The 25,275-nt window shown below is 68.4% G+C and carries 23 protein-coding genes and 3 tRNA genes; 19 read left to right on the top strand and 7 right to left on the bottom strand.

Going from position 1 to position 25,275, the window contains the following annotated elements; translation table 11 throughout:
* Positions 1–103 precede the first annotated feature (103 nt).
* Positions 104–1,165, top strand: a complete 1,062-nt coding sequence (locus ACTCB7_RS10525; RefSeq protein WP_463006640.1) for an NAD(P)-dependent alcohol dehydrogenase — start codon at positions 104–106, stop codon at positions 1,163–1,165.
* An 86-nt stretch (positions 1,166–1,251) separates the two neighbouring features.
* On the opposite strand, the gene ACTCB7_RS10520 is transcribed toward ACTCB7_RS10525, so the two are convergent.
* Complete coding sequence (locus ACTCB7_RS10520; RefSeq protein WP_463006639.1) at positions 1,252–2,064, bottom strand: acyl-CoA thioesterase; 813 nt, start codon at positions 2,062–2,064, stop codon at positions 1,252–1,254.
* 57 nt (positions 2,065–2,121) lie between these two features.
* Between ACTCB7_RS10520 and tadA the strand changes: the two genes are divergently transcribed.
* Positions 2,122–2,595 (top strand): tRNA adenosine(34) deaminase TadA, encoded by a 474-nt coding sequence (tadA, locus tag ACTCB7_RS10515; protein ID WP_463006638.1) that lies wholly within the window; start codon positions 2,122–2,124, stop codon positions 2,593–2,595.
* A 3-nt stretch (positions 2,596–2,598) separates the two neighbouring features.
* Here the strand turns inward: tadA and mltF are convergent, their stop codons facing one another.
* Complete coding sequence (gene mltF / locus ACTCB7_RS10510; protein ID WP_463006637.1) at positions 2,599–4,056, bottom strand: membrane-bound lytic murein transglycosylase MltF; 1,458 nt, start codon at positions 4,054–4,056, stop codon at positions 2,599–2,601.
* Positions 4,057–4,232: 176 nt separating this feature from the next.
* On the opposite strand from mltF, the gene purL reads away from it, so the two are divergent.
* Positions 4,233–8,159, top strand: a complete 3,927-nt coding sequence (gene purL, locus ACTCB7_RS10505; RefSeq protein WP_463006636.1) for a phosphoribosylformylglycinamidine synthase — start codon at positions 4,233–4,235, stop codon at positions 8,157–8,159.
* 82 nt (positions 8,160–8,241) lie between these two features.
* Here purL and ACTCB7_RS10500 read toward each other — a convergent pair whose 3' ends face one another.
* Positions 8,242–8,478 carry a transposase gene (locus ACTCB7_RS10500; protein ID WP_224416594.1) on the bottom strand — a complete coding sequence of 79 codons (237 nt, stop codon included), beginning with the start codon at positions 8,476–8,478 and terminating at the stop codon, positions 8,242–8,244.
* A 169-nt stretch (positions 8,479–8,647) separates the two neighbouring features.
* Here ACTCB7_RS10500 and ACTCB7_RS10495 point away from each other — a divergent pair, with 169 nt between their 5' ends.
* The 8 genes from ACTCB7_RS10495 (at position 8,648) to nadA (ending at position 15,000) form a co-directional block, all read left to right on the top strand.
* A complete protein-coding gene (locus ACTCB7_RS10495) occupies positions 8,648–10,459 on the top strand; it encodes a DEAD/DEAH box helicase family protein (protein ID WP_463006635.1) in 1,812 nt (603 codons plus the stop codon).
* Positions 10,460–10,767: 308 nt separating this feature from the next.
* Positions 10,768–11,742 carry a segregation and condensation protein A gene (locus ACTCB7_RS10490; protein ID WP_463006634.1) on the top strand — a complete coding sequence of 325 codons (975 nt, stop codon included), beginning with the start codon at positions 10,768–10,770 and terminating at the stop codon, positions 11,740–11,742.
* Positions 11,720–12,532: an SMC-Scp complex subunit ScpB gene (gene scpB, locus ACTCB7_RS10485; RefSeq protein ID WP_463006633.1), complete on the top strand. Its 813-nt coding sequence runs from the start codon at positions 11,720–11,722 to the stop codon at positions 12,530–12,532. Before ACTCB7_RS10490 ends, scpB begins: the two co-directional genes overlap by 23 nt.
* Entirely contained in the window at positions 12,529–13,389 is an 861-nt protein-coding gene (rluB, locus tag ACTCB7_RS10480) for a 23S rRNA pseudouridine(2605) synthase RluB (protein ID WP_463006632.1), read from the top strand. Before scpB ends, rluB begins: the two co-directional genes overlap by 4 nt.
* Before the next feature lie 70 nt (positions 13,390–13,459).
* A tRNA-Lys gene (locus ACTCB7_RS10475) sits at positions 13,460–13,535 on the top strand.
* A gap of 40 nt (positions 13,536–13,575) precedes the next feature.
* A tRNA-Lys gene (locus tag ACTCB7_RS10470) sits at positions 13,576–13,651 on the top strand.
* 31 nt (positions 13,652–13,682) lie between these two features.
* Positions 13,683–13,758, top strand: a tRNA-Lys gene (locus ACTCB7_RS10465).
* Between the two features lie 213 nt (positions 13,759–13,971).
* Positions 13,972–15,000, top strand: a complete 1,029-nt coding sequence (nadA, locus tag ACTCB7_RS10460) for a quinolinate synthase NadA (RefSeq protein ID WP_396821771.1) — start codon at positions 13,972–13,974, stop codon at positions 14,998–15,000.
* Between the two features lie 72 nt (positions 15,001–15,072).
* Here the strand turns inward: nadA and ACTCB7_RS10455 are convergent, their stop codons facing one another.
* Positions 15,073–16,521 (bottom strand): M48 family metallopeptidase, encoded by a 1,449-nt coding sequence (locus tag ACTCB7_RS10455; RefSeq protein WP_224416600.1) that lies wholly within the window; start codon positions 16,519–16,521, stop codon positions 15,073–15,075.
* A 101-nt stretch (positions 16,522–16,622) separates the two neighbouring features.
* On the opposite strand from ACTCB7_RS10455, the gene ACTCB7_RS10450 reads away from it, so the two are divergent.
* Positions 16,623–16,868 carry a sulfurtransferase TusA family protein gene (locus ACTCB7_RS10450; RefSeq protein ID WP_224416601.1) on the top strand — a complete coding sequence of 82 codons (246 nt, stop codon included), beginning with the start codon at positions 16,623–16,625 and terminating at the stop codon, positions 16,866–16,868.
* Positions 16,865–17,962 (top strand): AI-2E family transporter, encoded by a 1,098-nt coding sequence (locus ACTCB7_RS10445; RefSeq protein WP_463006631.1) that lies wholly within the window; start codon positions 16,865–16,867, stop codon positions 17,960–17,962. Before ACTCB7_RS10450 ends, ACTCB7_RS10445 begins: the two co-directional genes overlap by 4 nt.
* Here ACTCB7_RS10445 and ACTCB7_RS10440 read toward each other — a convergent pair.
* Positions 17,953–18,429: a peroxiredoxin gene (locus ACTCB7_RS10440; protein WP_463006630.1), complete on the bottom strand. Its 477-nt coding sequence runs from the start codon at positions 18,427–18,429 to the stop codon at positions 17,953–17,955. The two genes, ACTCB7_RS10445 and ACTCB7_RS10440, sit on opposite strands and share 10 nt — an antisense overlap.
* Before the next feature lie 223 nt (positions 18,430–18,652).
* Here ACTCB7_RS10440 and dapA point away from each other — a divergent pair, with 223 nt between their 5' ends.
* The 4 genes from dapA (at position 18,653) to purC (ending at position 22,146) form a co-directional block, all read left to right on the top strand.
* Positions 18,653–19,537: a 4-hydroxy-tetrahydrodipicolinate synthase gene (gene dapA / locus ACTCB7_RS10435; RefSeq protein ID WP_463006629.1), complete on the top strand. Its 885-nt coding sequence runs from the start codon at positions 18,653–18,655 to the stop codon at positions 19,535–19,537.
* A gap of 35 nt (positions 19,538–19,572) precedes the next feature.
* The gene (locus tag ACTCB7_RS10430) at positions 19,573–20,520 is read left to right on the top strand and encodes an outer membrane protein assembly factor BamC (protein ID WP_463006628.1); all 948 of its coding nucleotides are present in this window, start codon (positions 19,573–19,575) and stop codon (positions 20,518–20,520) included.
* Positions 20,520–21,323: an MBL fold metallo-hydrolase gene (locus ACTCB7_RS10425; RefSeq protein WP_224416604.1), complete on the top strand. Its 804-nt coding sequence runs from the start codon at positions 20,520–20,522 to the stop codon at positions 21,321–21,323. Before ACTCB7_RS10430 ends, ACTCB7_RS10425 begins: the two co-directional genes overlap by 1 nt.
* 109 nt (positions 21,324–21,432) lie before the next feature.
* Positions 21,433–22,146, top strand: a complete 714-nt coding sequence (purC, locus tag ACTCB7_RS10420) for a phosphoribosylaminoimidazolesuccinocarboxamide synthase (RefSeq protein ID WP_463006627.1) — start codon at positions 21,433–21,435, stop codon at positions 22,144–22,146.
* A 10-nt stretch (positions 22,147–22,156) separates the two neighbouring features.
* Here purC and tsaA read toward each other — a convergent pair whose 3' ends face one another.
* Positions 22,157–22,906, bottom strand: a complete 750-nt coding sequence (gene tsaA, locus ACTCB7_RS10415) for a tRNA (N6-threonylcarbamoyladenosine(37)-N6)-methyltransferase TrmO (RefSeq protein ID WP_463006626.1) — start codon at positions 22,904–22,906, stop codon at positions 22,157–22,159.
* A gap of 94 nt (positions 22,907–23,000) precedes the next feature.
* Between tsaA and ACTCB7_RS10410 the strand changes: the two genes are divergently transcribed.
* Positions 23,001–23,504: a GNAT family N-acetyltransferase gene (locus ACTCB7_RS10410; RefSeq protein ID WP_463006625.1), complete on the top strand. Its 504-nt coding sequence runs from the start codon at positions 23,001–23,003 to the stop codon at positions 23,502–23,504.
* Here ACTCB7_RS10410 and nadC read toward each other — a convergent pair.
* Positions 23,501–24,355 (bottom strand): carboxylating nicotinate-nucleotide diphosphorylase, encoded by an 855-nt coding sequence (gene nadC, locus ACTCB7_RS10405; RefSeq protein WP_463006624.1) that lies wholly within the window; start codon positions 24,353–24,355, stop codon positions 23,501–23,503. The two genes, ACTCB7_RS10410 and nadC, sit on opposite strands and share 4 nt — an antisense overlap.
* Before the next feature lie 76 nt (positions 24,356–24,431).
* Here nadC and ampD point away from each other — a divergent pair, with 76 nt between their 5' ends.
* Positions 24,432–24,992: a 1,6-anhydro-N-acetylmuramyl-L-alanine amidase AmpD gene (gene ampD, locus ACTCB7_RS10400; protein ID WP_463006623.1), complete on the top strand. Its 561-nt coding sequence runs from the start codon at positions 24,432–24,434 to the stop codon at positions 24,990–24,992.
* Positions 24,993–25,275: the final 283 nt, after the last annotated feature.

Below are 25,275 nucleotides of genomic sequence, written 5' to 3'. Positions count from 1 at the left end.
CATGGCCGTTGGCGGGGCCATGAACCACACTGTGCGGCGTTATTCGTCCCGTATGCCGGCCGCCGTGGCCGGCGGGTTTCATGATCCAACAGGGAGTGACTTCATGGCCAACGCCAAGGGTTATGCTGCCCATTCCGCCGAGTCGGTGCTTGAACCGTATGCCTTCGATCGTCGCGAGCCGCGCTCCGATGATGTCTCGATCGAGATTCTCTACTGCGGCGTCTGCCACAGTGACCTGCACTTCGCCCGCGACGACTGGGGCATGGCGGCCTACCCGGTGGTGCCGGGCCACGAGATCGTCGGCCGCGTGACCGCCGTGGGCAGCGACGTCAAGAACTTCAAGGAGGGCGACCTGGTCGGCGTGGGCTGCATGGTCGATTCCTGCCGCCATTGCCAGGCCTGTGAAGACGGCCTGGAGCAGTACTGCGCTACAGGCTTCACCATGACCTACGGCAGCGAGGATCCGCACGACGGCACCCTGACCCAGGGCGGCTATTCCGACAAGGTCGTGGTCAGCGAGCGCTTCGTGCTGCGCATGCCGGAAGGCATCGACCTGAAGTCAGCCGCGCCGATCCTGTGTGCCGGCATCACCACCTACTCGCCGCTCAAGCACTATGGCGTCAAGCCGGGACACAAGGTCGGCGTGATCGGCATGGGCGGCCTGGGCCACATGGGGGTCAAGCTGGCCAAGGCGCTGGGCGCCGAGGTGACCATCTTCACCCGCTCCGAGAGCAAGGTGGCCGAGGCCAAGTCCAACGGTGCCGACCACGTGGTGGTTTCCACCGACGAGGAGCAGATGGCGGCGGTCGCCGAGACCTTCGACTTCATGCTCGATACCGTGCCCAACGAGCATGACCTGAACCCGTACCTGCAGGCCCTGACCTACGACGGCACGCACATCCTGGTCGGCCAGATGCAGCCGCTCGAGCCCGGCGTGGCAGGGGCCAACCTGATCTTCCGGCGCCGCGTGCTGGCCGGCTCGCTGATCGGCGGTATCCCCGAGACCCAGGAGGTGCTCGATTTCTGCGCCGAGAAGGGCATCACCTGCGACGTCGAGATGATCGACATCCAGAATATCAACGAAGCCTGGGATCGCATGCAGAAGGGTGACGTGCGCTATCGCTTCGTCATCGACATGGCCTCGCTGAAGAAGGACGCGGCCTGAACCGCGACCCTCTCACCGGCGATCACGCACAGCGGCCGACCCTTCGGGGTCGGCCGCTGGCGTTTCGGCGGAGGTCGCGGGGAGAATCAGGCGTCCTTGAGCCGTACCAGCCCCTCCTGCGCCGACGAGGCGACCAGCCGGCCGGCCCGGTCGAAGAGGCTGCCGCGGGCGAAACCGAGCGCGCCGCCGGCCCAGGGGCTTTCCATGTCGTAGAGCAGCCAGTCGTTGATCGGCGCGTCGCGGTGGAACCACAGGGCATGGTCGAGGCTGGCGATGCGCAGCCGCGGATCGCCGAAGCGGGTGCCGTGGCCGATCAGGCTGGTGGTCAGCAGATTGAAGTCCGAACTGTAGGCCAGCAGATAGCGGTGCAGGATGGCGTCGTCGGGCAGTTCGCCGGCCAGGCGGAACCACAGCCGCTTGGTGGGCATGCCGTCGCGCTCGCCGTCCGGCAGGTGCAGGAATTCCACGGGGTGGCCGTCGAAACGCTGTGGTTCGGCGCCCTCGGCGATCAGGGTGTCGGGATCGGCGACGTCGGGCCGGCGCGCCTGGTGGGTGAAGCCGGGCTCGTCGACATGGAACGAGGCGCTGCAGAAGAAGATCGTGCGGCCGTGCTGGATGGCGCTGATCCGGCGCGTGGAAAAACTGCCGCCGTCGCGCACCCGGTCCACCTGATAGATCACCGGATGGTGAGCGTCGCCGGCGAGCAGGAAGTAGCCGTGCAGGGAGTGCACGCGCCGCGCCGGGTCGACGGTCTGGCTGGCGGCGGAGAGCGCCTGACCGAGGACCTGGCCGCCGAACAGCTGGGGGAAGCCGAGATCCTGACTGCGTCCCCGGAACAGGTTCTCCTCGAGCATCTCCAGACCCAGCAGTGAAACCAGGCCGTCGAGTGCGTGTGTCATGCGTGTTCTCCCTGCGTGTAACCTATATCCATCGACAGGATACCCGAGACCCCGTTCATGCGCAGCGACACCTACTATATGCACCGTGCCCTGGACCAGGCCCGCGAGGCGCTGTCACGCGACGAGGTTCCGGTGGGGGCGGTGGTGGTGGATGCCGCCGGTGAACTGATCGGCACCGGCTACAATGCGCCGGTCAGCGGCCACGACCCCAGCGCCCATGCCGAGATTCGTGCGCTGCGCGCCGCCGCCGAGCGACGGGCCAACTACCGCCTGGCAGGTTGTACCCTGTACGTGACGCTCGAGCCCTGCCTGATGTGCACCGGGGCGATCATCAACGCGCGGCTGGCGCGCGTGGTGTACGCCGCCGCCGAGCCCCGGACCGGCATGGTGGAGTCCCGCGCCAACCTGTTCGCCCAGCCGTGGTTCAATCACCGGGTGGCGGTCGAGGGCGGCGTGCTGGCGGCCCGGGCGCGGCGGCTGATGCAGGAGTTCTTCGCCGCGCGGCGTGCGCCGGAAGGCGGGGTGGAGTGAGCGCTACAGGACCGGCGGCACCACGTCGAACAGCTGCTGAGTGTCCGCCTCGCCGGGGGCGCGCTGGTTGAGCTGGAAGAACTGCTGCTCGCTGCGCTCCATGTAGTTGAGGATCTCGTAGTAGCGGCGGATGTTGCGCACGTAGATCACCGGCTCGCCGCCCCGGGCGTAACCGTGGCGGACCTGGCTGTACCACTCGCGCTTCTGCAGCAGGGGCAAGGCCTTGCGCACATCGGGCCAGGCGTAGGGGTCGTCACCGCGCATGTCGGCGATCTTCTGGGCGTCGTAGAGGTGGCCCAGGCCGACGTTGTAGGCGGCCAGCGCCATCCACAGGCGGTCCTGGCCCTGGATCTCGGGCTGCAGGCGCTGCTCCATCTCGCGCAGATAGCGGGCGCCGCCCTCGATGCTCTGGGCGGGATCCAGGCGGTTGTCGACGCCCACTTCCTGAGCGGTGCGTTCGGTCAGCATCATCAGGCCGCGCACGCCGGTCGGCGAGGTGGCGCGGGGCTTCCAGTGGGACTCCTGATAGCCCAGGGCGGCGAGCAACTTCCAGTCGAAGCCGGTGTCCTTGGCAGCGGTGATGAAGTCGTCCTTGTAGTCGTCGAGGCGCTGGTTGGCCTGCTGAATGAAGGTGCGTGCGCCGACGTACTCCAGATAGTCGTCGTGGCCGAAGTAGCGGTTGATCAGGGTGTCCAGCGTGCCACTGCCCTGCATGGCGTCAAGAAAGGCGTTGACCCGGCGCAGCAGGGCCAGGCCGCCGCTGGCGGGCAGGGCCCAGGCCAGGCTCAGCGGGTCGCCGATCAAAAAGCCGTTCTCCACCCCGGGAAAGAACAGGCGGTTGAGCTTGAACTGGTGCTCATAGATCACCGCCGCGTCCAGTTCGCCGTTTTCCACCATGCTCAGCAGGTCGGCCACCTCGAGATCCGCCGATTCCTTCCAGCTCAGTTTCGTCAGCCGGGATTGCAGCTCGCGCAGCACCAGACCGGCCCCCGAGCCCTTGATCACGCCGATGGAATGCCCGATCAGGTCCTCGGGCGTGTCGATCGGCGGCAGGCCGCGCCGGTATACCACCAGTGGCTGCAGCGTCATGATCGCGCGGCTGAAGTTCACGCCCGGCAGGGACGGGTCCAGCGGCAGGGCGGCCGCCCCCAGGTCGGCGTCGCCGTCGCGTACCGCCGAGAGCACGTCGTCGATGTTGCCGTCGCTGTCCAGCGCCAGGCTCACGCCCAGGCGATCCGCGAAGCGTCGGGCCAGCTCGAACTCGAAGCCGGTCGGCCCCTGTCGCCCCTGGTAATAGGTGGTCGGCGTGTTGCGGGTGGCCACCTGCAGGAAGTCGCGGCCACGAATCGCCGCGAGCAGGGCGTCGTCGGGCGGCGCCTGCCGGGTCGGCCAGCTCAGCAGCATGGCACCCAGCCCGGTCAGCGCGGTGCGACGCCGGTGGCGAGCGAAAGCCTGGAGCATGTGTTGCAGTCGGTTACAGTGGACGGCCCACCATACCCGGCGGTCGGGAAACTGTCATCTCGAGCCTTTCCACGCAGCCGCGGATTTCTCGATATCTTCCCTTTCCAGTATCATGGGCGCTCATTGCCGCCGCCGCGGCCACCATCTTTCGGCTTTCTTCAGAGGCTTCTTTCGACATGCTCGAACTGCGAGGAGCGCCCGCCCTTTCCGCTTTCCGCCATGCCAAGCTGCTCAGCACCCTGCGCGAGCGGGTCCCCGAGGTCGACTCGCTGCACGCCGAGTACGTCCACTTCGCGGACCTCGACGGAGAGCTGGACGCCCGCGAACGCGAGGTGCTCGACAGCCTGCTGACCTACGGCGCCCGGGACGATGCCGAGGCGCCGCGCACCGGCCACCTGTTCCTGGTCGTGCCCCGCCTGGGTACCATTTCGCCCTGGTCGTCCAAGGCCACCGACATCGCTCGCAATTGCGGGCTGGACAAGGTCTGCCGCATCGAGCGCGGCATCGCCTATCGCGTGCGGCTGGACGGCGTGCTCAGCGAGTCGGCCTTCTCGGCGATCGTCGACACGCTCCACGACCGCATGACCGAAACGGTCCTGGCCAACACTACGGACGCCGTCAAGCTGTTCGCGCATCACGAACCCGCGCCGCTGGGGCAGGTGGATATTCTCGGCGGCGGCCGTGCGGCACTGGTCGAGGCCAACGGTGCGCTGGGTCTGGCGCTGGCCGACGACGAGATCGACTACCTGGTGGAGGCCTTCCGGAATCTGGAGCGCAATCCCAGCGACGTCGAGCTGATGATGTTCGCCCAGGCCAACTCCGAGCACTGCCGGCACAAGATCTTCAACGCCGAGTGGACCATCGACGGCGAGGTGCAGCCGCACTCGCTGTTCCAGATGATCCGCAACACGCACCAGCACGCGCCGGAGGGCATTCTCTCCGCCTACAGCGACAACGCGGCGGTGATCGAGGGTTCCGAAGCGGGTCGCTTCTTCGCCGAGCCGCGGCTGGGCGACAGCGAGGCGCGCTATGCGGCGACGCGCGAGCCGATCCATATCCTGATGAAGGTGGAGACCCACAACCACCCCACGGCGATCGCCCCGCACCCCGGCGCAGCCACCGGCTCGGGCGGCGAGATCCGCGACGAGGGCGCCACCGGCCGCGGCGGCAAGCCCAAGGCCGGCCTGACCGGGTTCGCGGTCTCCAATCTGCGCATTCCCGAGTTCGTCCAGCCGTGGGAAGCCTTCGACTACGGCAAGCCCGAGCGCATCCAGTCGGCGCTGGCGATCATGCTCGAGGCACCGATCGGCGGCGCGGCGTTCAACAACGAGTTCGGCCGCCCCAACCTCAACGGCTACTTCCGCACCTACGAGCAGGATGCGGTGGGCGCCGACGGCATCGAGCGGCGCGGCTACCACAAGCCGGTCATGCTTGCCGGTGGCTACGGCAACATCCGCGCGCCGCACGTCGAGAAGGGCGAGATCCCCGTCGGCGCCCGGCTGATCGTGATGGGCGGCCCGGCGATGCTGATCGGTCTGGGCGGCGGCGCGGCCTCGTCCATGGCCTCCGGCAGCTCCAGCGAGGATCTCGACTTCGCCTCGGTGCAGCGCGACAACCCCGAGATCGAGCGCCGTGCCCAGGAAGTCATCGACCGCTGCTGGGCGCTGGGCGAGGGCAACCCCATCGCCTTCATCCATGACGTCGGCGCCGGCGGGCTGTCCAATGCGCTGCCCGAGCTGGTCAAGGACGGCGGCCGCGGCGGGCGCTTCGAGCTGCGCGACGTGCCCAACGCCGAGCCGGGCATGAGCCCGCTGGAGATCTGGTGCAACGAGGCCCAGGAGCGCTACGTGCTGGCGGTGGCGGCCGAGGACCTCGAGACCTTCGATGCGCTGTGCCAACGCGAGCGCTGCCCCTACGCGGTGGTCGGCGAGGCCACCGAGGCCCATCACCTGCGCGTCCATGATGGCCACTTCGACAGCCTGCCGGTGGATCTGCCGATGAGCGTGCTGTTCGGCAAGCCGCCCAAGATGCAGCGCGGCTTCGAGCGCGAGGCGCGGCCGATGCCCGGCGCCGACTTCGACAACCTCGACCTGCGCGAGGCGCTGGATCGCGTGCTGCGCCTGCCGGCGGTGGCCTCCAAGAGCTTTTTGATCACCATCGGCGACCGCTCGATCACCGGCATGGTGGCCCGCGACCAGATGGTCGGCCCCTGGCAGGTGCCGGTGGCCGACTGCGCGGTGACCACGGCCGCGTTCGACACCCATGCCGGCGAGGCGATGGCGATGGGCGAGCGCCCGCCGGTGGCGCTGATCGACCCGGCGGCCAGCGCGCGCCTGGCGGTGGCCGAGACGATCACCAACCTGGCGGCGGCGCCGGTCGCGGCGCTGGGCAACGTCCGGCTCTCCGCCAACTGGATGAGCGCGGCCGACCACCCGGGCGAGAATCAGGCGCTCTATGACGCCGTCCATGCGGTGGGCATGGAACTCTGCCCGGCGCTGGGCATCGCCGTGCCGGTGGGCAAGGATTCGATGTCGATGCGCACCGCCTGGCAGGAAGGCGAGGGCGACGCCGCCGAGGACAAGATGGTCACCGCGCCGCTGACGCTGAACATCACCGGCTTTGCCCCCGTCACCGATGCGCTGAAGACGCTGACGCCGCAGCTGCGCCTCGATCAGGACGAGAGCGACCTGATCCTGATCGACCTGGGAGCCGGGCGTAATCGCCTGGGCGGCTCGGCGCTGGCCCAGGTCTACGGCCAGGTGGGCGACGAGTGCCCGGACCTCGACGACGCCGAGGATCTCAAGGCGTTCTTCACGGTCATCCAGGGACTCAACGCCGACGGCAAGCTGCTGGCCTATCACGACCGCAGCGACGGCGGCCTGCTGGTGACCCTGCTGGAGATGGCCTTCGCCGGGCGCGGCGGACTGGAGATCAAGCTCGACTGGCTGATCGACGACGCCTATGCGGCGCCCGGCGCACTGTTCGCCGAGGAGCTCGGTGCGGTCATTCAGGTCAACCGCCAGGACACCGAGTTCGTGCTGGCGCAGTTCGCCGCCGCCGGCATCGAGACCTGCGGGGTCATCGCCCGGCCGCGCTACGACGACCAGGTCCGCGTCACGCTGTTCGAGGAGCCGCTGCTCGAGACCACCCGTGCGCTGGCGCAGCGGACCTGGGCCGAGACCAGCTACCGGCTGCAGGCGCTGCGCGACAATCCCGACTGCGCCAAGGCCGAGTTCGACAACCTGCTCGACCTGCGCGATCCGGGCCTGTGCGCGGAGCCGACCTTCGCCGTCGACGAGGACGTGACCGCGCCGTTCGTCAACACCGCCCGCCCGCGCATGGCGATCCTTCGCGAGCAGGGCGTCAACGGCCATGTCGAGATGGCCGCGGCCTTCGACAGGGCCGGCTTCGAGACGTTCGACGTGCACATGAGCGACATCCTGGCCGGGCGCGTCGACCTGGCCACCATGAAGGGGCTGGTCGCCTGCGGTGGTTTCTCCTACGGTGACGTGCTGGGCGCCGGCGGCGGCTGGGCCAAGTCGGTGCGGTTCAACGAGCGGGCGCGGGCGCAGTTCGCGGACTTCTTCGCGCGCGACGACAGCTTCGCGCTGGGCGTGTGCAACGGCTGCCAGATGCTCTCCCAGCTCAAGGAGCTGATCCCCGGGGCCGAGAGCTGGCCGCGCTTCGTGCGCAACGAGTCCGAGCAGTTCGAGGCACGCGTCTCGATGGTGCGGGTCGAGCAGAGTCCGTCGATCCTGCTGGCCGGCATGGAAGGCTCACGGCTGCCGATCGCCGTGGCCCATGGCGAAGGGCGCGCCGAGTTCCGCGACAGCGGCCACCTGCGGGCCATGCAGGGCAACGGTCAGGTCGCCCTGCGCTATGTCGACAACTACGGTCAGGTGACCACCCACTACCCGGCCAACCCCAACGGCTCGCCGTCCGGCGTCACCGGTCTCACCACGCCCGATGGCCGTGTGACCATCATGATGCCGCACCCCGAGCGCGTGGCGCGGGCGGTCACCAACTCCTGGCGCCCGGGCGAGTGGACCCGCGACGGCGCCTGGATGCGGCTGTTCCGCAACGCACGGGTCTGGGTGGGCTGATCCCCGGACCGCGTCAGCCACGAAAAGGCCGCAGCCTCCGGGCTGCGGCCTTGACGTTGTGCTGGCGGCGGTGCCGCGGTCGTCAGCGCGGCGGGGCGTCGGACGACTCGGGGGTCGAGCGCGGCGAGGCGTCGTCGATGCCCAGCTGGTGCTCGAGATCGTCGAGGATGTGGCGGAACTGGCCGATCAACTGGTCGTAGCGACCGAAGTCATGGTCGCAGTTGTCGCAGAAGACGTGATACTGCCCCTCGCGCCCCGGCGGGAAGCGCTTTTCGCGACTGCCGCAGACGGGGCATTCGGGACCGGTGGGTGCTTTCATGGTGGGCCATCTCCTCTTGCGATGTGGGCGAAGACAGGGCCGGCGACGTCCCTGTCGGCCGCCGAGGTGTACATAAGTATGTCGGGTCGTTGTCCGTTTCTTCAACTCTCGTGTCCGGGGAATCCTCTCCGGCAGGCCGGGAGGGCATTGTCGGCGAGGAGGCCTCGGCATGAGTGACCGCCCCGACGTGCCGACGCTGCGCCCCTACCAGCGCCAGGCCGTGGCGCGCGTGGTCGAGCACTTTCGTGCCGGCGACGACCCGGCGGTGGTGGTGCTGCCCACCGGCAGCGGCAAGTCGCTGGTGATCGCCGAGCTGGCGCGCCTGGCACGGGGCCGGGTGCTGGTGCTGGCCCATGTGCGCGAGCTGGTCGAGCAGAATCACGCCAAGTACCGGGCCTACGGTCTCGAGGCCGACATCTTCAGCGCCGGGCTGGGCCGCAAGGAGGCCGCGCGGCAGGTGGTTTTCGGCTCGGTGCAGTCGGTGGTGCGCAACCTCGAGGCCTTCGCGGTGGGGGATTTCACCCTGCTGGTGATCGACGAGTGCCATCGCGTCTCGCCGGACAAGGACGCCGGCTATCGGCGGGTGATCGCGCATTTCCGCGCCGCCAACCCGCGCCTCAAGGTGCTGGGCCTGACCGCCACGCCGTACCGCCTGGGCCAGGGCTTCATCTACCACCGCCATCATCACGGCATGGTGCGCGGCGAGGCGGACTGCTTCTTTCGCGACTGCGTCTTCGAGCAGCCGCTGCGGCTGATGGTCAAGCAGGGCTATCTGGCCGAGCCGCGGCGCATCGACGCCGCTGTCGAGCGCTACGATTTCTCGCGACTGACCCCCGGTTCGCGCGGCGTCTTCGCCGAGGCGGAGCTCAATCGCGTGGTCAGCGGTCACCGGGCGACGCCGACGATCGTCGCCGAGGTCGTCGAGCGTGCCCGCGAGCGGCGCGGGGTGATGATCTTCGCCGCCACGGTGGCCCACGCCGAGGAGGTCCTGGGCTATCTGCCCGATGCCGAGGCGGCGCTGCTTACCGGTGCCACGCCCTCGCACGAGCGTACCCGGCTCATCGAAGCCTTCAAGGCGCAGCGGCTCAAGTATCTGGTCAATGTGGCGGTGCTGACCACCGGCTTCGACGCGCCCCATGTCGATCTGATCGCCATCCTGCGGCCCACCGAGTCGGTGAGCCTGTACCAGCAGATCGTCGGCCGTGGCCTGCGCCTGGCGCCGGGCAAGCAGGACTGCCTGATCCTCGACTACGCCGGCAACCCCTGGGATCTCTACGCACCGGAAGTCGGCGCACCGCGGCCCGACTCCGACGCCGAGCCGGTCCAGGTCGAATGTCCCGAGTGCGGGCATGCCAACCTGTTCTGGGGCAAGCGCGACGGCGATCTGGTGATCGAGCATTACGGTCGGCGCTGCCAGGGGCTGGTTGATAGCGCCCGAAGCCGCGCTAAAAGCACAACGTCAAGACCGACAGCGATGGAGCAGTGCGCGTTCCGCTTTCGCTTCAAGACCTGCGAGCAGTGCGGTGCCGAGAACGACATCGCCGCGCGGGCCTGTCACGGCTGCGGGGCGCGGCTGGTCGACCCCGACGACAAGCTGCGCGACGCGCTGAAGCTCAAGGACGCTCGGGTGCTGCGGGTCTCGGGCATGCAGCTGGCCGCGGTCACCAACGGCCGCGGGTTGCCGCGCCTGAAGGTGACCTATCACGACGAGGACGGCGCGACCCTCGACGAGTGGTTCGCGCTCGAGACCCCGGCCCAGCGGCGGGCCTTCGCCGCGGCGTTTCTGCGTGCGCACCTGCGTGCCCCGGGCAGCGACTGGCGACCGGAGACGCCCGAGGCGGTGATCGACGGCGAGCGGCGGCTCAAGGCGCCGGACTTCGTGGTGGGGCGGCGCGTCGGCCGCTACTGGCAGGTGCGCGAGAAGCTGTTCGATTACACCGGCCGCTACCGCAGGGCGGCCCCCGCCGGCACTGGTCCGTGACGGGCGAGGTACGACTCCAGGGCCACTGCAAATAGCTGCAACATGACTCGGGCCGATCCGTCGGCAGGTCTGCGAGGGGGCGCTGTGAACCCCTCCATGGGCGCTACCTACGCCATCTGACCGCCATGGATGGCGGAAATGCCGGAATGGAAAGGAGCACTTTCCGGCCATGGCGTAGGACCCCCTCTTCAACCTGCTCCCGGCGCCCTCGCCAGAGCCAACGGCGATTGCCCTGGGAACGGCTTCGGCAAGGGTGTTTCCGTGGCCCGGCCTTGGTAGACTGCCCGGTTCGGCGAACGAGGACCCCCATGACGGCCAGCGACTCTTCTCACGATGCCCTGCAGGATGCCGCGGGCCAGCAACCGCCCGCGAGCGACGCCGGTGCCGAGGGCGTCGAGACGGTGCTGGCGCTGGTCGCCGGCGAGCCGCTGCGCGAGCTGCCGGAGGATCTCTACATCCCGCCGGAGGCGCTGCGGGTGTTTCTCGAGACCTTCGAGGGGCCGCTCGACCTGCTGCTCTATCTGATCCGCCGCCAGAACCTGGATATCCTCGCCATCGACGTGGCGGCGATCACGCGCCAGTATATCGAGTATGTGGAGCTGATGAAGGCGCTGGAGATCGACCTGGCCGGCGAGTACCTGCTGATGGCGGCGATGCTCGCCGAGATCAAGTCGCGCACGCTGCTGCCGCGGCCACCGAAGGGCGACGCCGAGGATGACGAGGCGGACCCGCGTGCCGAGCTGATCCGTCGCCTGCAGGAGTACGAACGGCTCAAGAACGCCGCCGAATCGCTCGACGAACTGCCGCGTCAGGGGCGCGACTGGTTCCCGGCGAGGGCGGCGCTGCCGCCGCTCGAGACCCGGGTGGTGCACCCCGAGGTGGAGCTCGACGAGCTGCTCGGCGCGCTGGCCGGCATCCTGCGGCGGGCCGAGCTGACCCAGGCGCACACCGTCAGCCGCGAGGTGCTGTCGACCCGCGAGCGCATGCTGCGCATCATGGCGGCCCTGGACCATGACCGCTTCGTGGCCTTCGAGTCCTTGTTCACGCTCGAGGAGGGGCGTGCCGGGGTGGTGGTGACCTTCATGGCGATTCTCGAGCTGGCCAAGGAGGCGCTGATCGAGATCGTCCAGAACGCGCCGTTGTCACCCATCCACGTGCGTGCCCGGCAGGGCGGGGAGCCCGGTGACACGGCGAACGAGGACTGGGAAGACGAGCACGGCGAGAGTGCCTTTGCAGAGAGTGCCTTCGAGGAGAGCCCCGATGAGCGAAACCCGGCTGGATGAGATTCTCGAGGCGACGCTGCTGGCGGCCGGCGAGCCGCTGTCGCTGGAGCGGCTGGCGGAGGTCTTCGACGATCACGAGCGCCCGCCGCGCCGCGAGCTGCGCGAGGCCCTGGCGCACCTCGAGACGCGGCTGACCGAGAGCGCGCTGGAACTGCTCGAGTCGGCCTCGGGCTATCAGCTGCGCATCCGGCGGCGCCTGTCGCCCTGGGTGGCGCGGCTGTGGGACGAGCGGCCCCAGCGCTACTCGCGGGCGCTGCTCGAGACCCTGGCGCTGATCGCCTACCGTCAGCCGGTGACCCGGGGCGACATTGAGGAGGTGCGCGGGGTCTCGGTGAGCGGCTCGATCATGCGCACCCTGAGCGAGCGTGGCTGGATCCGCGTGGTCGGCCACCGCGACGTGCCGGGGCGCCCGGCGGTCTATGCCACCACCCGGCAGTTCCTCGACGATTTCGGCCTGAAGACCCTGGATGCGCTGCCGCCGATGCACGCGCTGCAGGACGTCGAGCTCGGCGAGGAATCGGGCTATGCTGAATCCAGCGCGGCTGGGGACACGCCGCCGGGCGATGCGCCGGCGACAGGCGCCGGGGAAACCGGCACAATGCACGACCCGACGGCCGGGACGGCCGACGAAACGACACACGCCGGGACGGCGTCAGCGCGGACGGGCCTGAGCTTCGCCGATCTCGAGGCACGCCTGGCCGCACGCGCCCGCCCAGCAGACAGCGACGCCGATGATGGCGCCGCGGGCGGCGCGGATCACTCATCAGACGAGATGTCATCCGATTCATGAACAGCAACACCGAGAAACTCCAGAAGGTCCTGGCGCGTGCCGGGCTGGGCTCGCGCCGCGAGATGGAAGCGGCGATCAGCGACGGCCGCGTCAAGGTCAATGGCCAGGTCGCCACGCTCGGCGACCGGGTCGAGATCCGCGACCGCGTGAGCCTCGACGACAATCCGGTCAACCTGCGCGCCGACGCCGAAGTGCCGCGCCGGGTGATCATGTACAACAAGCCCGAGGGCGAGCTGTGCACGCGCAAGGACCCGGAAGGGCGGCGTACCGTCTTCGAACGGCTGCCGCGGCTCAAGGGCGAGCGCTGGATCGCCATCGGCCGGCTGGACATCAACACCAGCGGCCTGCTGCTGTTCACCACCGACGGCGAGCTGGCCAACCGCCTGATGCACCCCTCGACGCAGATCGAGCGCGAGTACGCGGTGCGGGTCATGGGCCACGTCCAGCGCGAGCACGTGGTGGCGATGGTCGAGGGCGTGATGCTCGAGGACGGGCCGGCGCGCTTCACCGATATCCAGGAGTTCGGTGGCGAGGGCATCAACACCTGGTTCCATGTGGTGATCATGGAAGGCCGCAACCGCGAGGTGCGCCGGCTGTGGGAGTCCCAGGGGCTGACGGTCAGCCGCCTCAAGCGCGTGCGCTACGGCAACATCTTCCTCGACAAGCGGGCCAAGGCCGGCGAGTGGGTCGAGCTGACCCAGGAGGAGATCGATGACCTGTCGGCCATGGCGGGGCTCGAGCCACGCAAGGTGCCGAGCCTGACGCCCGAGGAACAGAATCGCTGGAGCCGCGACAAGAACAAGCGGCGCCCGGTGCGGGCGATGCGCAAGCCGCGCGGTGCGCCGCATTCGCGTTAAGCGCTGAATCGGATCAAGAAAGTGCTTGCCAGTTCGGCGCACGGAAAGTACTATGTGCGCCCTGTCGGACGGGTCGTTAGCTCAGTTGGTAGAGCAGTTGGCTTTTAACCAATTGGTCGTAGGTTCGAATCCTACACGACCCACCATCCGCTCCCGTATCGGTGGCGGTTCCGACGATCCGGCGGCGGGTCGTTAGCTCAGTTGGTAGAGCAGTTGGCTTTTAACCAATTGGTCGTAGGTTCGAATCCTACACGACCCACCACTCCCGCCGATTCTGGCGCCTATGGCGCTTCGGGTCGTTAGCTCAGTTGGTAGAGCAGTTGGCTTTTAACCAATTGGTCGTAGGTTCGAATCCTACACGACCCACCAGAATTTCCCGAAAACGCCCCGACGGCCCTGCTGTCGGGGCGTTTTTGCGTGTGCCTGGATCTGCGGGAGGGGGTAGGGAGGATTCCGGGGCTGGGCAATGTCGGAGCGGCGCAGTACCATCAGTGTTTCAGGTGCGTGACGGACGAGCCTGATCGTCCGTGGCGCTTCCGGTGAACGCAGGGGGAGCCCCTGCCTGTCGCAGTGGTAGACACGATGACAACCATGACTTCCCGTGCTCTCGTCCGAGAGCATCTGACGCGCACCTATTGCCCGACGCGGATCGCCGCCGAGGACGAGGCGCGCATCGACGAGATCAAGCAGCTGCTCGAGCAGCGCGATGCCGTGCTGGTCGCCCATTACTACACCGATGACGCCATCCAGCAGCTTGCCGAGGAGACCGGCGGCTGCGTCGCCGACTCGCTGGAGATGGCCCGCTTCGGTGCCCGTCATCCGGCCTCGACGCTGGTGGTCGCCGGGGTGCGCTTCATGGGCGAGACGGCCAAGATCCTCTCGCCCGAGAAGCGCGTGCTGATGCCCACCCTGGAGGCGACCTGCTCGCTGGACATCGGCTGCCCGGCGGACGCGTTCAGCGCCTTCTGCGACCAGCATCCCGACCGCACCGTGGTGGTCTACGCCAACACCTCGGCGGCGGTGAAGGCCCGGGCCGACTGGGTGGTGACCTCCTCCATCGCGGTGGACGTGATCGAGCACCTGCACGCCCGCGGCGAGAAGATCCTGTGGGCCCCCGACAAGCACCTGGGCGGCTATATCCGTGACAAGACCGGGGCCGACATGCTGCTGTGGGACGGTGCCTGCATCGTCCACGACGAATTCAAGGCCAGGGGCATCACCGATCTCAAGGCGCTGCATCCGGACGCCGCGGTGCTGGTGCATCCCGAGTCGCCGGCCTCGGTGGTCGAGATCGCCGATGTGGTGGGCTCCACCTCGCAGCTGATCAACGCCGCCCGGGAGCTGCCCCAGCAACGGCTGATCGTTGCCACCGACCGCGGCATCTTCTTCAAGATGCAGCAGGCGGTGCCCGACAAGACGCTGTTCGAGGCGCCCACCGCCGGCAACGGCGCGACCTGCAAGAGCTGCGCGCATTGCCCGTGGATGGCGATGAACGCGCTGGACAACCTGGCCGGCTCGCTGCGCGAGTTGAGCGGCGAGGTATTCGTCGATGCCGAGCTGCGCGAGCGCGCCCTCAAGCCGCTGGAGCGCATGCTCAACTTCCAGCGTTAAACCCGGATGAACCCCGCCCGAGCCGGTGTTGTCGCGATACCGGCTCGGGCGTCATCGCTGCCACAGCGCCCGCTAGAACTGCTGCAGGGTGGTGCGGTAATCCAGGTAGTCCCGGCGACGGGCCTTGAAGCGGCCGGCCATGGCGAAATCCCCGGCCCGCCGGGCGTCCTCCTCGGCGATGTCGAGCTGCTTGATCGCCCGGTCGATGTGGCCGGTGAGCTGCAGTTCCTCGGCACGTGCCAGCATGCCCCACAGCGGATGACCGCTGCGGCCCGCCGCTTCCGCCAGCAGATCGAAGACCCGCGGATTCTCGGGATACTGTCGGCTCATGTCGCGCAGCCGCTCGAAGGCGGCGGCGGGAGCGTCCTGTAGTTGCACCCGAGCCTTCACGAGTTGCGCCGGATAGTAGTCTGGCATGAGCTGCAGCAGGCGGTCGGCTCGCTTCGCCGCGGCGGCGCGGTCCCCGGCGTCGAGGGCGACGTCGGCGGCGGTCGCCGGGAGCAGGGCTAGATCCGGCCAGCGCTCGGCCAGCGCATCGAGCTGATTGAGTGCCTGGGTGGTCCGGTGGTCAGCAGCGGCGGTCAGTGCCTGCAGGTAGTGCTGCGCGTCGGGCGGCGCCTTGCCCTCGCGAAGCCGGGCCATGGCCTGTTCCGGATCGTCGGCATACAGCGCCAGCAGGGCACGGGCGCGGATCATCGCATAGCGCGGGTCGTCGCCGGTTTCCGGCGGGCTGGGCAGCTGGTCGGCCCGGGCCTGGGTATCGCTGATCCGTGACTGGGTCACCGGGTGGGTGAGCAGAAACTCCGGCGGATTGCCGCCCTGCAGGCTGGTCAGACGCTGCATGGCGCGGAACATGGCGGGCATGGCCTGCGGGTCGAAGCCGGCATCGGCCATGGCCTGCAGGCCGACGCGGTCGGCTTCCTGCTCGAAGCGCCGCGAGTAGGCCAGCTGATCCTGGATAAAGGCCGCCTGGGAGCCGGCCATGGCAGCCATGCCGGCGTTGCCGGCACCACCGGCGGCCAGCACCATGCCGGCCAGCATCGCCGCCATGGTCGGCAGCTGGGTTTCCTCCGCGCGCTCTTTGCGCCGAGCGTAGTGATCCTGCCCCAGGTGGCCGAGTTCGTGGGCGAGCACCGAGGCGAAGGCATCCTCGCTGTCGGCGAAGGCGAACAGCCCCTGGTTGACGCCGATCACCCCGCCGGGCACGGCGAAGGCGTTGAGCAGGCGGCTGTCCACCAGGGTGACGGTCCAGTCGAGATCGCCGACGTGGCTGTAGGGCAGCAGGCGGGCGACCAGCGAGGCCACGTAGGTGCGGGTTATCGGGTCCTGCCAGGTCCGGGTCTGGGCGCGGAACTGGCGCAGCCAGGCGCGTCCCAGCCGGTACTGTTCGTCGCTGGAAACCCCACCACCGCTGTCGCCCAGCGTCGGCAGGGCGGCATCGCCGGAGGGCGTGGCCGCGGCGGCCGGCAGCGGCGAGGCCAGCAGTGCCGTCAGCAGGGTGGTCGTCAAGAGCCGCAACATGGCGCTCCTCGTCGTTGATGGGCACCCTGGCTCGGACATTGATTCACCGTACAAAGTGCCGTTAAATCGAGGCGTTTTCGACCATTCTCACGGGAGGCGGCATGGGCCTGCAACCGAATGACGAGCTGGACGCGCGAGGCCTGAGCTGCCCGTTGCCCCTGCTGAAGGCCAAGCAGGCGTTGTCGCGCCTGGCTTCCGGCGAGACGCTGTACGTGGTGGCGACCGACCCGGGCTCCTGGCGCGACTTCGAGGCGTTCGCCGCCCAGGGGGCCCACGAGTTGCTGGCGCGCGAGACGCGCGACGACGAGTATCATTACTGGATTCGCAAGGGCGGTAGCGGGGCATGACCATGAAGGCGGTCTTCAAGACCTGGTTCGAGCGTTACTTCTCCGACGAGGAAGCGATCGTCCTGCTGCTGGTGCTGGTGCTCGGCTTCGCGGCGGTGATCTGGCTGGGCAAGATGCTGGCGCCGTTCTTCACGGCCCTGATCCTGGCCTTCATGCTGCAGGGCGTGGTCGGCTGGCTGGAGCGCCACGGCCTGCCGCGACTGCTGTCGGTGCTGGTGGTGTTCCTGGTGTTCCTCGGCATGCTGCTGGCCCTGGCGCTGATCGTCATGCCGCTGGTGTGGAACCAGATGGTGGATCTGGTACAGGAGACGCCGCGCATGTTCACCAGCGTCCAGGCCTGGCTCGAGCACATGCAGACCCGCTATCCCACGGTCATCACCCCGGCGCAGATCGACAGCTGGGTCGCCACCGCGGGGCGCGAGGCGACCCAGCTGGGCCAGCGTGCCCTGACGCTGTCGCTGGCCTCGCTGGGCAACGTGCTGGGGCTGATCATCTACCTGGTACTGGTGCCCATCCTGGTATTCTTCCTGCTCAAGGATCGCGAGTCGCTGACTCGCTTCACGCTCTCCCTGCTGCCGCAGAAGCGCACCCTGATGACCCGTATCTGGTACGAGATGGATGACCAGATTGCCAACTACATCCGCGGCAAGGCGATCGAGATCGCCATCGTCGGGGGCACCGCCTTCGTCACCTTCTGGTTCTTCGGGTTGCCCTATTCGGCACTGCTGGGGCTGATCGTCGGGCTCTCGGTGCTGGTGCCCTACATCGGCGCGGCGGTGGCCACGGTGCCGGTGGCGGCGGTGGCCGGCTTCCACTTCGGGCTGGGCGAGCAGTTTGTCTACGTGGTGGTCGCCTACGGCGTGCTGCAGGCGCTGGACGGCAACGTGCTGGTGCCGATCCTGTTCTCCGAGGCGGTCAACCTGCACCCGGTATCGATCATCCTGGCGGTGCTGTTCTTCGGCGGAATCTGGGGCTTCTGGGGCGTGTTCTTCGCGATTCCGCTGGCCACCCTGCTCAAGGCGCTGGTGCAGGCCTGGCCCCGCAGCGTGGCGAAGCGGGACCAGCCGTTGCCCCAGGTCGACCTTCAGGACTGAGCGTGGAGCTCCCGGGCCGCGTCGAGCACCTCGGCGACGTGGCCCGGTACCTTGACCTTGCGCCACTCCCGGGCCAGCCTGCCGTCGGTGTCGATCAGGAAGGTGCTGCGCTCGATGCCCAGGTGTTCCTTGCCATACAGCTTCTTGAGCTTGATGACGTCGAACAGGCGGCACAGGGACTCGTCCTTGTCCGAAATCAGCTCGAAGTTGAAGCCCTGCTTGGCCTTGAAGTTCTCGTGGGCGCGCAGGCCGTCGCGGGAGACGCCGAGGATCACCGTGTTGGCGGCGTCGAAGTCGGCCTTGTGGTCGCGGAAGTCACCGCCTTCGGTGGTGCAGCCGGGGGTGTGGTCCTTGGGATAGAAGTAGATCACCACCTGCCTGCCGCGCAGCTCGGACAGGGTGACGGTGGTGTCGTTGGTTGCCTGGGCGGTGAAATCGGGAACTGGTTGGCCGGGACTGACGCTCATGATGGACTCCTCGGGTGGCGGGACGAGACTCCGCGATTACACGCAAGCCGCGCTCGGCTGTAAAGCCCCCGCCACCCGGTGGATTGACGCCGGTGGCGCTTGACCTGTACAGGCCTCGAGCGCCTGAGTACCATTTGGCCTCTGGACCGGGTATCGATCACGATGGTTTCGCCGGCCCGGTAGCCGCTACCGGACGGGCCGATCAACAGGAGAGCACTGCAGGATGATCACAGGCAGCATTGTCGCGCTGGCGACCCCCATGAAAGCGTCCGGCGAGATCGATTGGGAGGCGCTGCGTCGCCTGGTGAGCTTCCATCTCGACAATGGCACCGATGCCATCGTCGCCGCCGGCACCACCGGCGAGCCCACCACCATGTCGTTCGCCGAGCATTTCGACGTCATTCGCACCGTTGTCGAGGAAGTTCGCGGCCGCATTCCGGTCATCGCCGGCACCGGTGCCAACGCCACCTCCGAAGCCGTCGAGCTGGCGCGCTACGCCAAGGAAGTGGGTGCCGACTATTGCCTGTCGGTTTGCCCCTACTACAACAAGCCCACCCAGGAAGGGCTCTACCAGCACTTCAAGGCCGTTGCCGAAGGCGGCGACCTGCCGGTCATCCTCTACAACGTGCCGGGACGTACCTGCTCCGATCTCTACAACGAGACCGTCTTCCGCCTGGCCGAGGTGGACAACATCGTCGGCCTCAAGGACGCTACCGGCAACCTGGAGCGCGCCGAGGAGCTGATCGAGCGGCTCAAGGGCACTGGCTTCGCGCTGTATTCCGGCGACGATCCCACCGCCTGCGACTTCATGCTGATGGGGGGCCACGGCGACATCTCGGTGACCGCCAATGTCGCGCCGCATGCCATGCACGAGCTGTGCGAGGCGGCGGTTTCCGGCGATACCGAGCGGGCCCACCAGATCAACACGCGCCTGATGCCGCTGCACACGGCGCTGGGCGTCGAGGCCAACCCTATCCCGGTCAAGTGGTCGCTGAGCCGCATGGGGTATGCCGACAAGGGCATTCGTCTGCCGCTGACCTGGCTGTCCGAGAAGTACCATTCCACCGTGGGCGAGGCGCTGCAGCTCGCCGGCGTTCTCGAAGATTGAGTCGCACCCGGCCCCACGCAAAACAAGGTAGAAGCATGAAACCCGTCTTCAAATGGATGCCGCTGGTCGTTGCCGTCGGCGTGGTCGTCAGCGGATGCGGCGGTGACGGCTACTACTACGACCGCAACGACGAGTATCGCGCCGCCGAGATGGCCCCCCCGCTAGAGCTGCCGGACAGCCGGCCCGCGGGACGCTACCAGAACGCCATGCCGGTTCCCGAGGTCAACAACGACTTCGCCGCCGACGGCGAGTTCGAGGCGCCGCGTCCGCAGCCGCTGGCCGGCGGTGAGGAAGACGACGCCCCCTACGTTCAGTTGCGCAAGGCGGGCAACGACCGCTGGCTGCTGGTCAATGCGGCGCCGGGCGGCGTCTGGCCGCAGCTGCAGCGCTTCGTCCAGACCCGTGGGTTGACGGCCACCACCCAGGATGCCTCGCGGGGGCTGATCGTCACCCCCCAGGCCGAACTGAGTGTGCGCCAGGGGCTGCGCGAGGCCACCAGTGAAGTGCGTTGCAACGGCCCGGCGTCCGAGGCCGGTGAGTGCCTGACCGCGCTCAAGGGTTATCTGGATGCCACCGGCGCCGATACTCAGGGCGTTTCGCTGGCCGCCCAGCAGATCGGCCAGGAGAAGCGGGTACGCCTGCAGAACGCCGGTGGCCAGTGGCAGTTGGTGCTGGCTCTGCCGCAGGACCGCGCCTGGTCGGAGCTGCAGTACCAGCTCGAGAATAACTTCACCGGCGACGGACGGCGTCTCGTCGACCAGAACCGCAGCGCCGGCGAACTGCTGATCGACTACCGCTCGAGCGCCGAGGACGGCGGCTGGTTCGACTGGTTCAGCAGTGACCAGCCGCAACGCTACCGCCTGTCGCTGAGCGATGCCGGCGCCGGCCGCACCGTGGTCAAGGTCGCCCGTGCCGACGGCAAGACGATGGGCGAGCGCGAGGCCCGCGAGGTGCTCGACGCCGTGGCCGCCACGCTGCGCTGATGACGGTGGACACCACGCCGGCCCCGCTCGCCGGGCGCCGGTTGCGCTTCGCCTCGCTGGGCAGCGGCAGCAAGGGCAATGCGACCCTGGTCAGCGACGGCGAGACGCACGTGCTGGTCGACTGCGGTTTCGGCCTGCGCGAGACCGAACAGCGCCTGGCCCGCTTCGGGCTGCATCCGCGCCAGCTCGCGGCGGTACTGGTCACCCACGAGCACGGCGACCATATCCGCGGGGTGGGGCCGCTGGCGCGGCGTCACCACCTGCCGGTGTATCTCAGTGCCGGCACCTGGCTGTCGCGGCGGCTCGGCGAGGTGCCGCGACACACCCTGATCACGCCCCAGGCGCGCTTCGCCATCGCCGGCCTCGAGATCGACCCGGTGACCGTGCCCCACGATGCGCGCGAGCCGGTGCAGTTCCGCTTTCACGCTCATCGGCGCTCGCTGGGCATCCTCACCGACCTGGGGCATCCCAGCGAGCACGTGATCGAGTGCTTTCGCGGCTGTGACGCGCTGGTGCTGGAATGCAACCACGACCCGCGCCTGCTCGCCGACGGGCCCTATCCGCCGAGCCTCAAGCGGCGGGTCGGCGGCGACTGGGGGCACCTGGCCAACGCCCAGGCGAGCCGGCTGCTCGGGCGGCTGGGGCTGGACCGGCTGCAGCACATCGTCTGCTCCCATCTGTCGGAGCAGAACAATCGTCCCGAGCTGGCTCGGGAAGCGCTGGAGCCGCTGCTCGACGGCGACACGGGGCGGCTGACCGTGGCCGCCCAGGCGCATGGTTTCGACTGGCGGGACGTGGCATGAACGGTATCCTTCGGGCGACCGGGCCGTGTAACGCTGCCAACGGATCGGCGGGGCGTCGCGAGTGACGCCCCGCCCTGGTTTTTCGCCTCACTTCGGAGGGTCTTCCCCCATGGAAAAACGCGACGAGCTCTACGCCGGCAAGGCCAAGTCGGTCTACCGGACCGACGACCCCGACCGCCTGATTCTGCATTTCCGCGATGACACCAGCGCCTTCGACGGCGAGCGTATGGAATCGCTGGCGCGCAAGGGTCTGGTCAACAACAAGTTCAATGCCTTCATCATGGGCAAGCTGGCCGAGGCCGGGGTGCCCACCCACTTCGACGGCCTGGTGTCCGACACCGAGTGCGTGGTCAAGAAGCTGGACATGATTCCCGTCGAGTGCGTGGTGCGCAATCGCGCCGCCGGCAGCCTGGTGCGCCGCCTCGGCGTCGAGGAGGGCATGGTGCTCGATCCGCCCACCTTCGAGCTGTTCCTCAAGAACGATGCCCAGCACGACCCGATGATCAACGAGTCGCTGGCCACTACCTTCGGGTGGGCCACGGCGGCACAGCTGACGCGAATGAAGGAGCTGACCTTCAAGGTCAACGAGGTGCTCAAGCAGCTGTTCCTCGACGGCGGCATGCTGCTGGTCGACTACAAGCTGGAGTTCGGCCTGTTCCACGGCGAGATCGTGCTGGGCGATGAGTTCTCGCCCGACGGCTGCCGCCTGTGGGACGCCGAGACCCTCGAGAAGATGGACAAGGATCGCTTCCGCCAGGGGCTGGGCGGTGTGATCGAGGCCTACGAGGAAGTCGGCCGCCGGCTGGGCATCGCCTTCGACTGACCCCGGCGCCTCAGGGGCGCGGCGTGGCCAGCGGCACGATCTCGAGCACCTCGAGGGTCACGCCGCCGCCGTCACCGTCTTCGACGGCCCGGAAGCGCACATCGACGTCGCGCAGCGGGACGCCGTAGCGCCGTGCCTCGGCGCCGCGCCGGTAGGCGGGGCGGGGGTCCTGGGCAAGTATCTGGGCGATCAGCCGGTGCAGCGAGTCGCCGTCGACGCGCCCGGCCAGTTGGCCGGCGGCACGGTTGCTGAAGCGTACCGGCAGCCGGGCGGGCGGGGCCGGGGCAAACCCGGCGCGTGCCTCGGACGGTGATTCGGCCCAGGGCAGAAAGGGCTTGATGTCGAGCACCGGGGTGCCGTCGACCAGGTCGTGACCGCGCAGGTGCAGGGTCACGCCGTCGCGGGTGTCGATGCCGGCGAGCTCGACCAGCGACAGCCCCAGCCGGTTGGGGCGGTGCGTGCTGCGGGTGGCGAACACGCCGATGCGAGCGTTGCCGCCCAACCGCGGCGGCCGCACCAGCGGCGTCCAGCGCTCGGGGCTGCGGTGGAAGACGAAAGTCAGCCACAGGTGACTGACGTCTTCCAGGCCGCGCACCGTCAGCGGGTCGTTGAACGGCGGCAGCAGTTCGAGCCGGCCGCGGGCCTCCGGCGCCAGCCCCGGCTGGCGGGGAATGCCGAACTTGTCGGGATAGTCGCTGACAATGCGGCCGATGGGTGTCAGCGTGAAGGCGTCGGACGAGGCAGGGGGATGATCGTGCATGGTGTCATTATGCCCGCCGCTGCGTCCGTCGACGAGCGGTGTTTGGCCTGCGGGGGGATGAAGTCAGCCGGCGCCGGCCGGCGAGGAGCAAGCCATGGATGAACGGATTCGTTTTCGCGAGGCCTTGCCCCGCGACGCGGCGGACCAGGCCGAGGTCTTCCATCATGCCGTGATGCAGGGCGCGGCCAGTCGTTACACGCTGGCCCAGCGCGAGGCCTGGGTCAGTGCGCTGCCCCGCGAGGCCAGCGCCTGGTCGGCGCGGCAGGCGCTGCATGCCACGCTGGTCGCCGAGTGCGACGGGCGCTGCGTGGGTTTCTGCGAGCTCGACGTCGCGGAGGGGCGCATCGTGACGCTCTATGTCTGGCCGTCGCTGGCACGCCGGGGCATCGGCGCACGCCTGCTCGCGCTTGGCGAAGCGCTGCTGCGCGAGCGAGGCCTGACCCGGGTGACCATCGAGGCCAGCCTGGTGCTGGCCGACGGCCTGGTGCGCCGCGGCTGGCGGCGCCTGGGTGACGAATGGGTCGAGCGCCAGGGGGAGTCCTTGCCCCGGGTGCGCATGGTTCGTGAACTTGATGCGGTGCCGGACGAGCCGCGTTAGCGGCTCTCGACGTGCTCGACGCGCATCGACAGATCGATCGCCTTGACGTCCTTGGTCAGCGCACCAATCGAGATGCAGTCGACACCGGTGGCGGCGATCGCCTCGAGGGTGGCGTCGCTGACGTTGCCCGAGGCTTCCAGCGTCGCCTTCCCGGCGGTGCGCGCCACCGCCTCGCGCAGGTCGTCGAGCGAGAAGTTGTCGAGCATCACCACATCGGCGCCGGCCGCCAGGGCCTGGTCCAGCTCCTCTAGATTCTCCACTTCCACTTCCACCGGCAGGTCGCTGGCGATGTTGCGCGCCTCGCGCACCGCCGCGGCGATGCCGCCACAGGCGGCGATGTGGTTCTCCTTGATCAGGAAGGCGTCGTAGAGCCCGATGCGATGATTGTGGCAGCCGCCGCAGGTGACGGCGTACTTCTGTGCCAGGCGCAGCCCCGGCAGGGTTTTGCGCGTGTCCAGTAGGCGCACGCCGGTGTCGGCGACCCGGTCGGCGTAGGCCCGCGCGCGGGTGGCGGTGCCGGACAGCGTCTGCAGCAGGTTGAGTGCCGCGCGCTCGCCAGTCATCAGGCTGCGGGCGGGGCCTTCCAGCTCGACGAACACCTGGTCGGGCTCGAGCCGGTCGCCGTCGGCGGCGTGCCAGGTGAGGTTGACTCGGGGGTCGAGCCGGCGATACAGCTCGTCGACCCAGGCCACGCCGCACAGCACGGCCGCCTCGCGGGTGATCACCCGGGCGCGAGCCCACTGGCGTTCGGGAATCAATTGCGCCGTGATATCACCCGGTCCGACGTCCTCGGCAAGCAGGCGTGCGGTACTGGTGCGGATCTCCTCGGCGAGGGCCTCATGATAGTGCATGGCGGGTCTGGCTCTCCGGTGTGCGACAATGCGGCCATTATAGGCAATGCGGCCGGACTACGGCAGGGGAGGCGGTGTGAGAATCGAGGCTGGCTGGCTGGCAACGGTGCGGCGGGTGGTTTCGCCCAACGCCAACGCGCGACCGGATGGGGAAATCTCGGCGCTGGTGCTGCATTCCATCAGCCTGCCACCCGGCGAGTTTGGCGGCGATGCCATCGAGCGGCTGTTCACCAACCGCCTCGCGCCCGAGGCGCATCCGGCCTTCCGTGATATCGCCGCGTTGCGGGTGTCGGCGCATCTGCTGATCCGTCGCGATGGTGAGTGCGTGCAGTTCGTGCCGTTCGAGCAGCGTGCCTGGCATGCGGGACGCTCGCGCTGGTTCGACGGCACGCGCGAACGCGTCGAGCTCAACGACTTCAGCATCGGCATCGAGCTGGAGGGCGATGAAATCACCCCCTATCGGGAGCGTCAGTACCGCCGGCTCGCCGAGGTGACCCGGTCGTTGGTGGCGGCCTATCCGGCGCTCGACGACACGCGCATTACCTCTCATGCGCGCATCGCGCCGCTGCGCAAGAGCGACCCCGGCCCGGCGTTCGACTGGGCCTATTTCCGTCAATGCCTGGCGGTGGCGCGGTAAGCTTCCCGGTAGTCGTGCTACACAAGGCAGACGTGGCCGTGGCGCGAAGTCTGCAAGTGGCTAATATTGCAACACAACGGCTTGTTTGGAAAATATTTCCAGATTAAGCATAATTGGCAGATTGCAGTGTTTGCGGTATCTTCGAACGCTGAATCTGTCACTTTCGCATACGTGTCTGTAATTCCATTACACCGCGAAGGACACGGAGACACGACCCGCAGAAGGTCGGCCCGCACTGAAGAGCGCTACATGCCCCGATGCTGTGATCCAGCGGAAGGGCAGA

This window comes from Modicisalibacter sp. (genome assembly GCF_055145905.1).
Note: the sequence above shows the minus strand (reverse complement) of the source record. Positions and strands in the feature narration are given on the sequence as shown.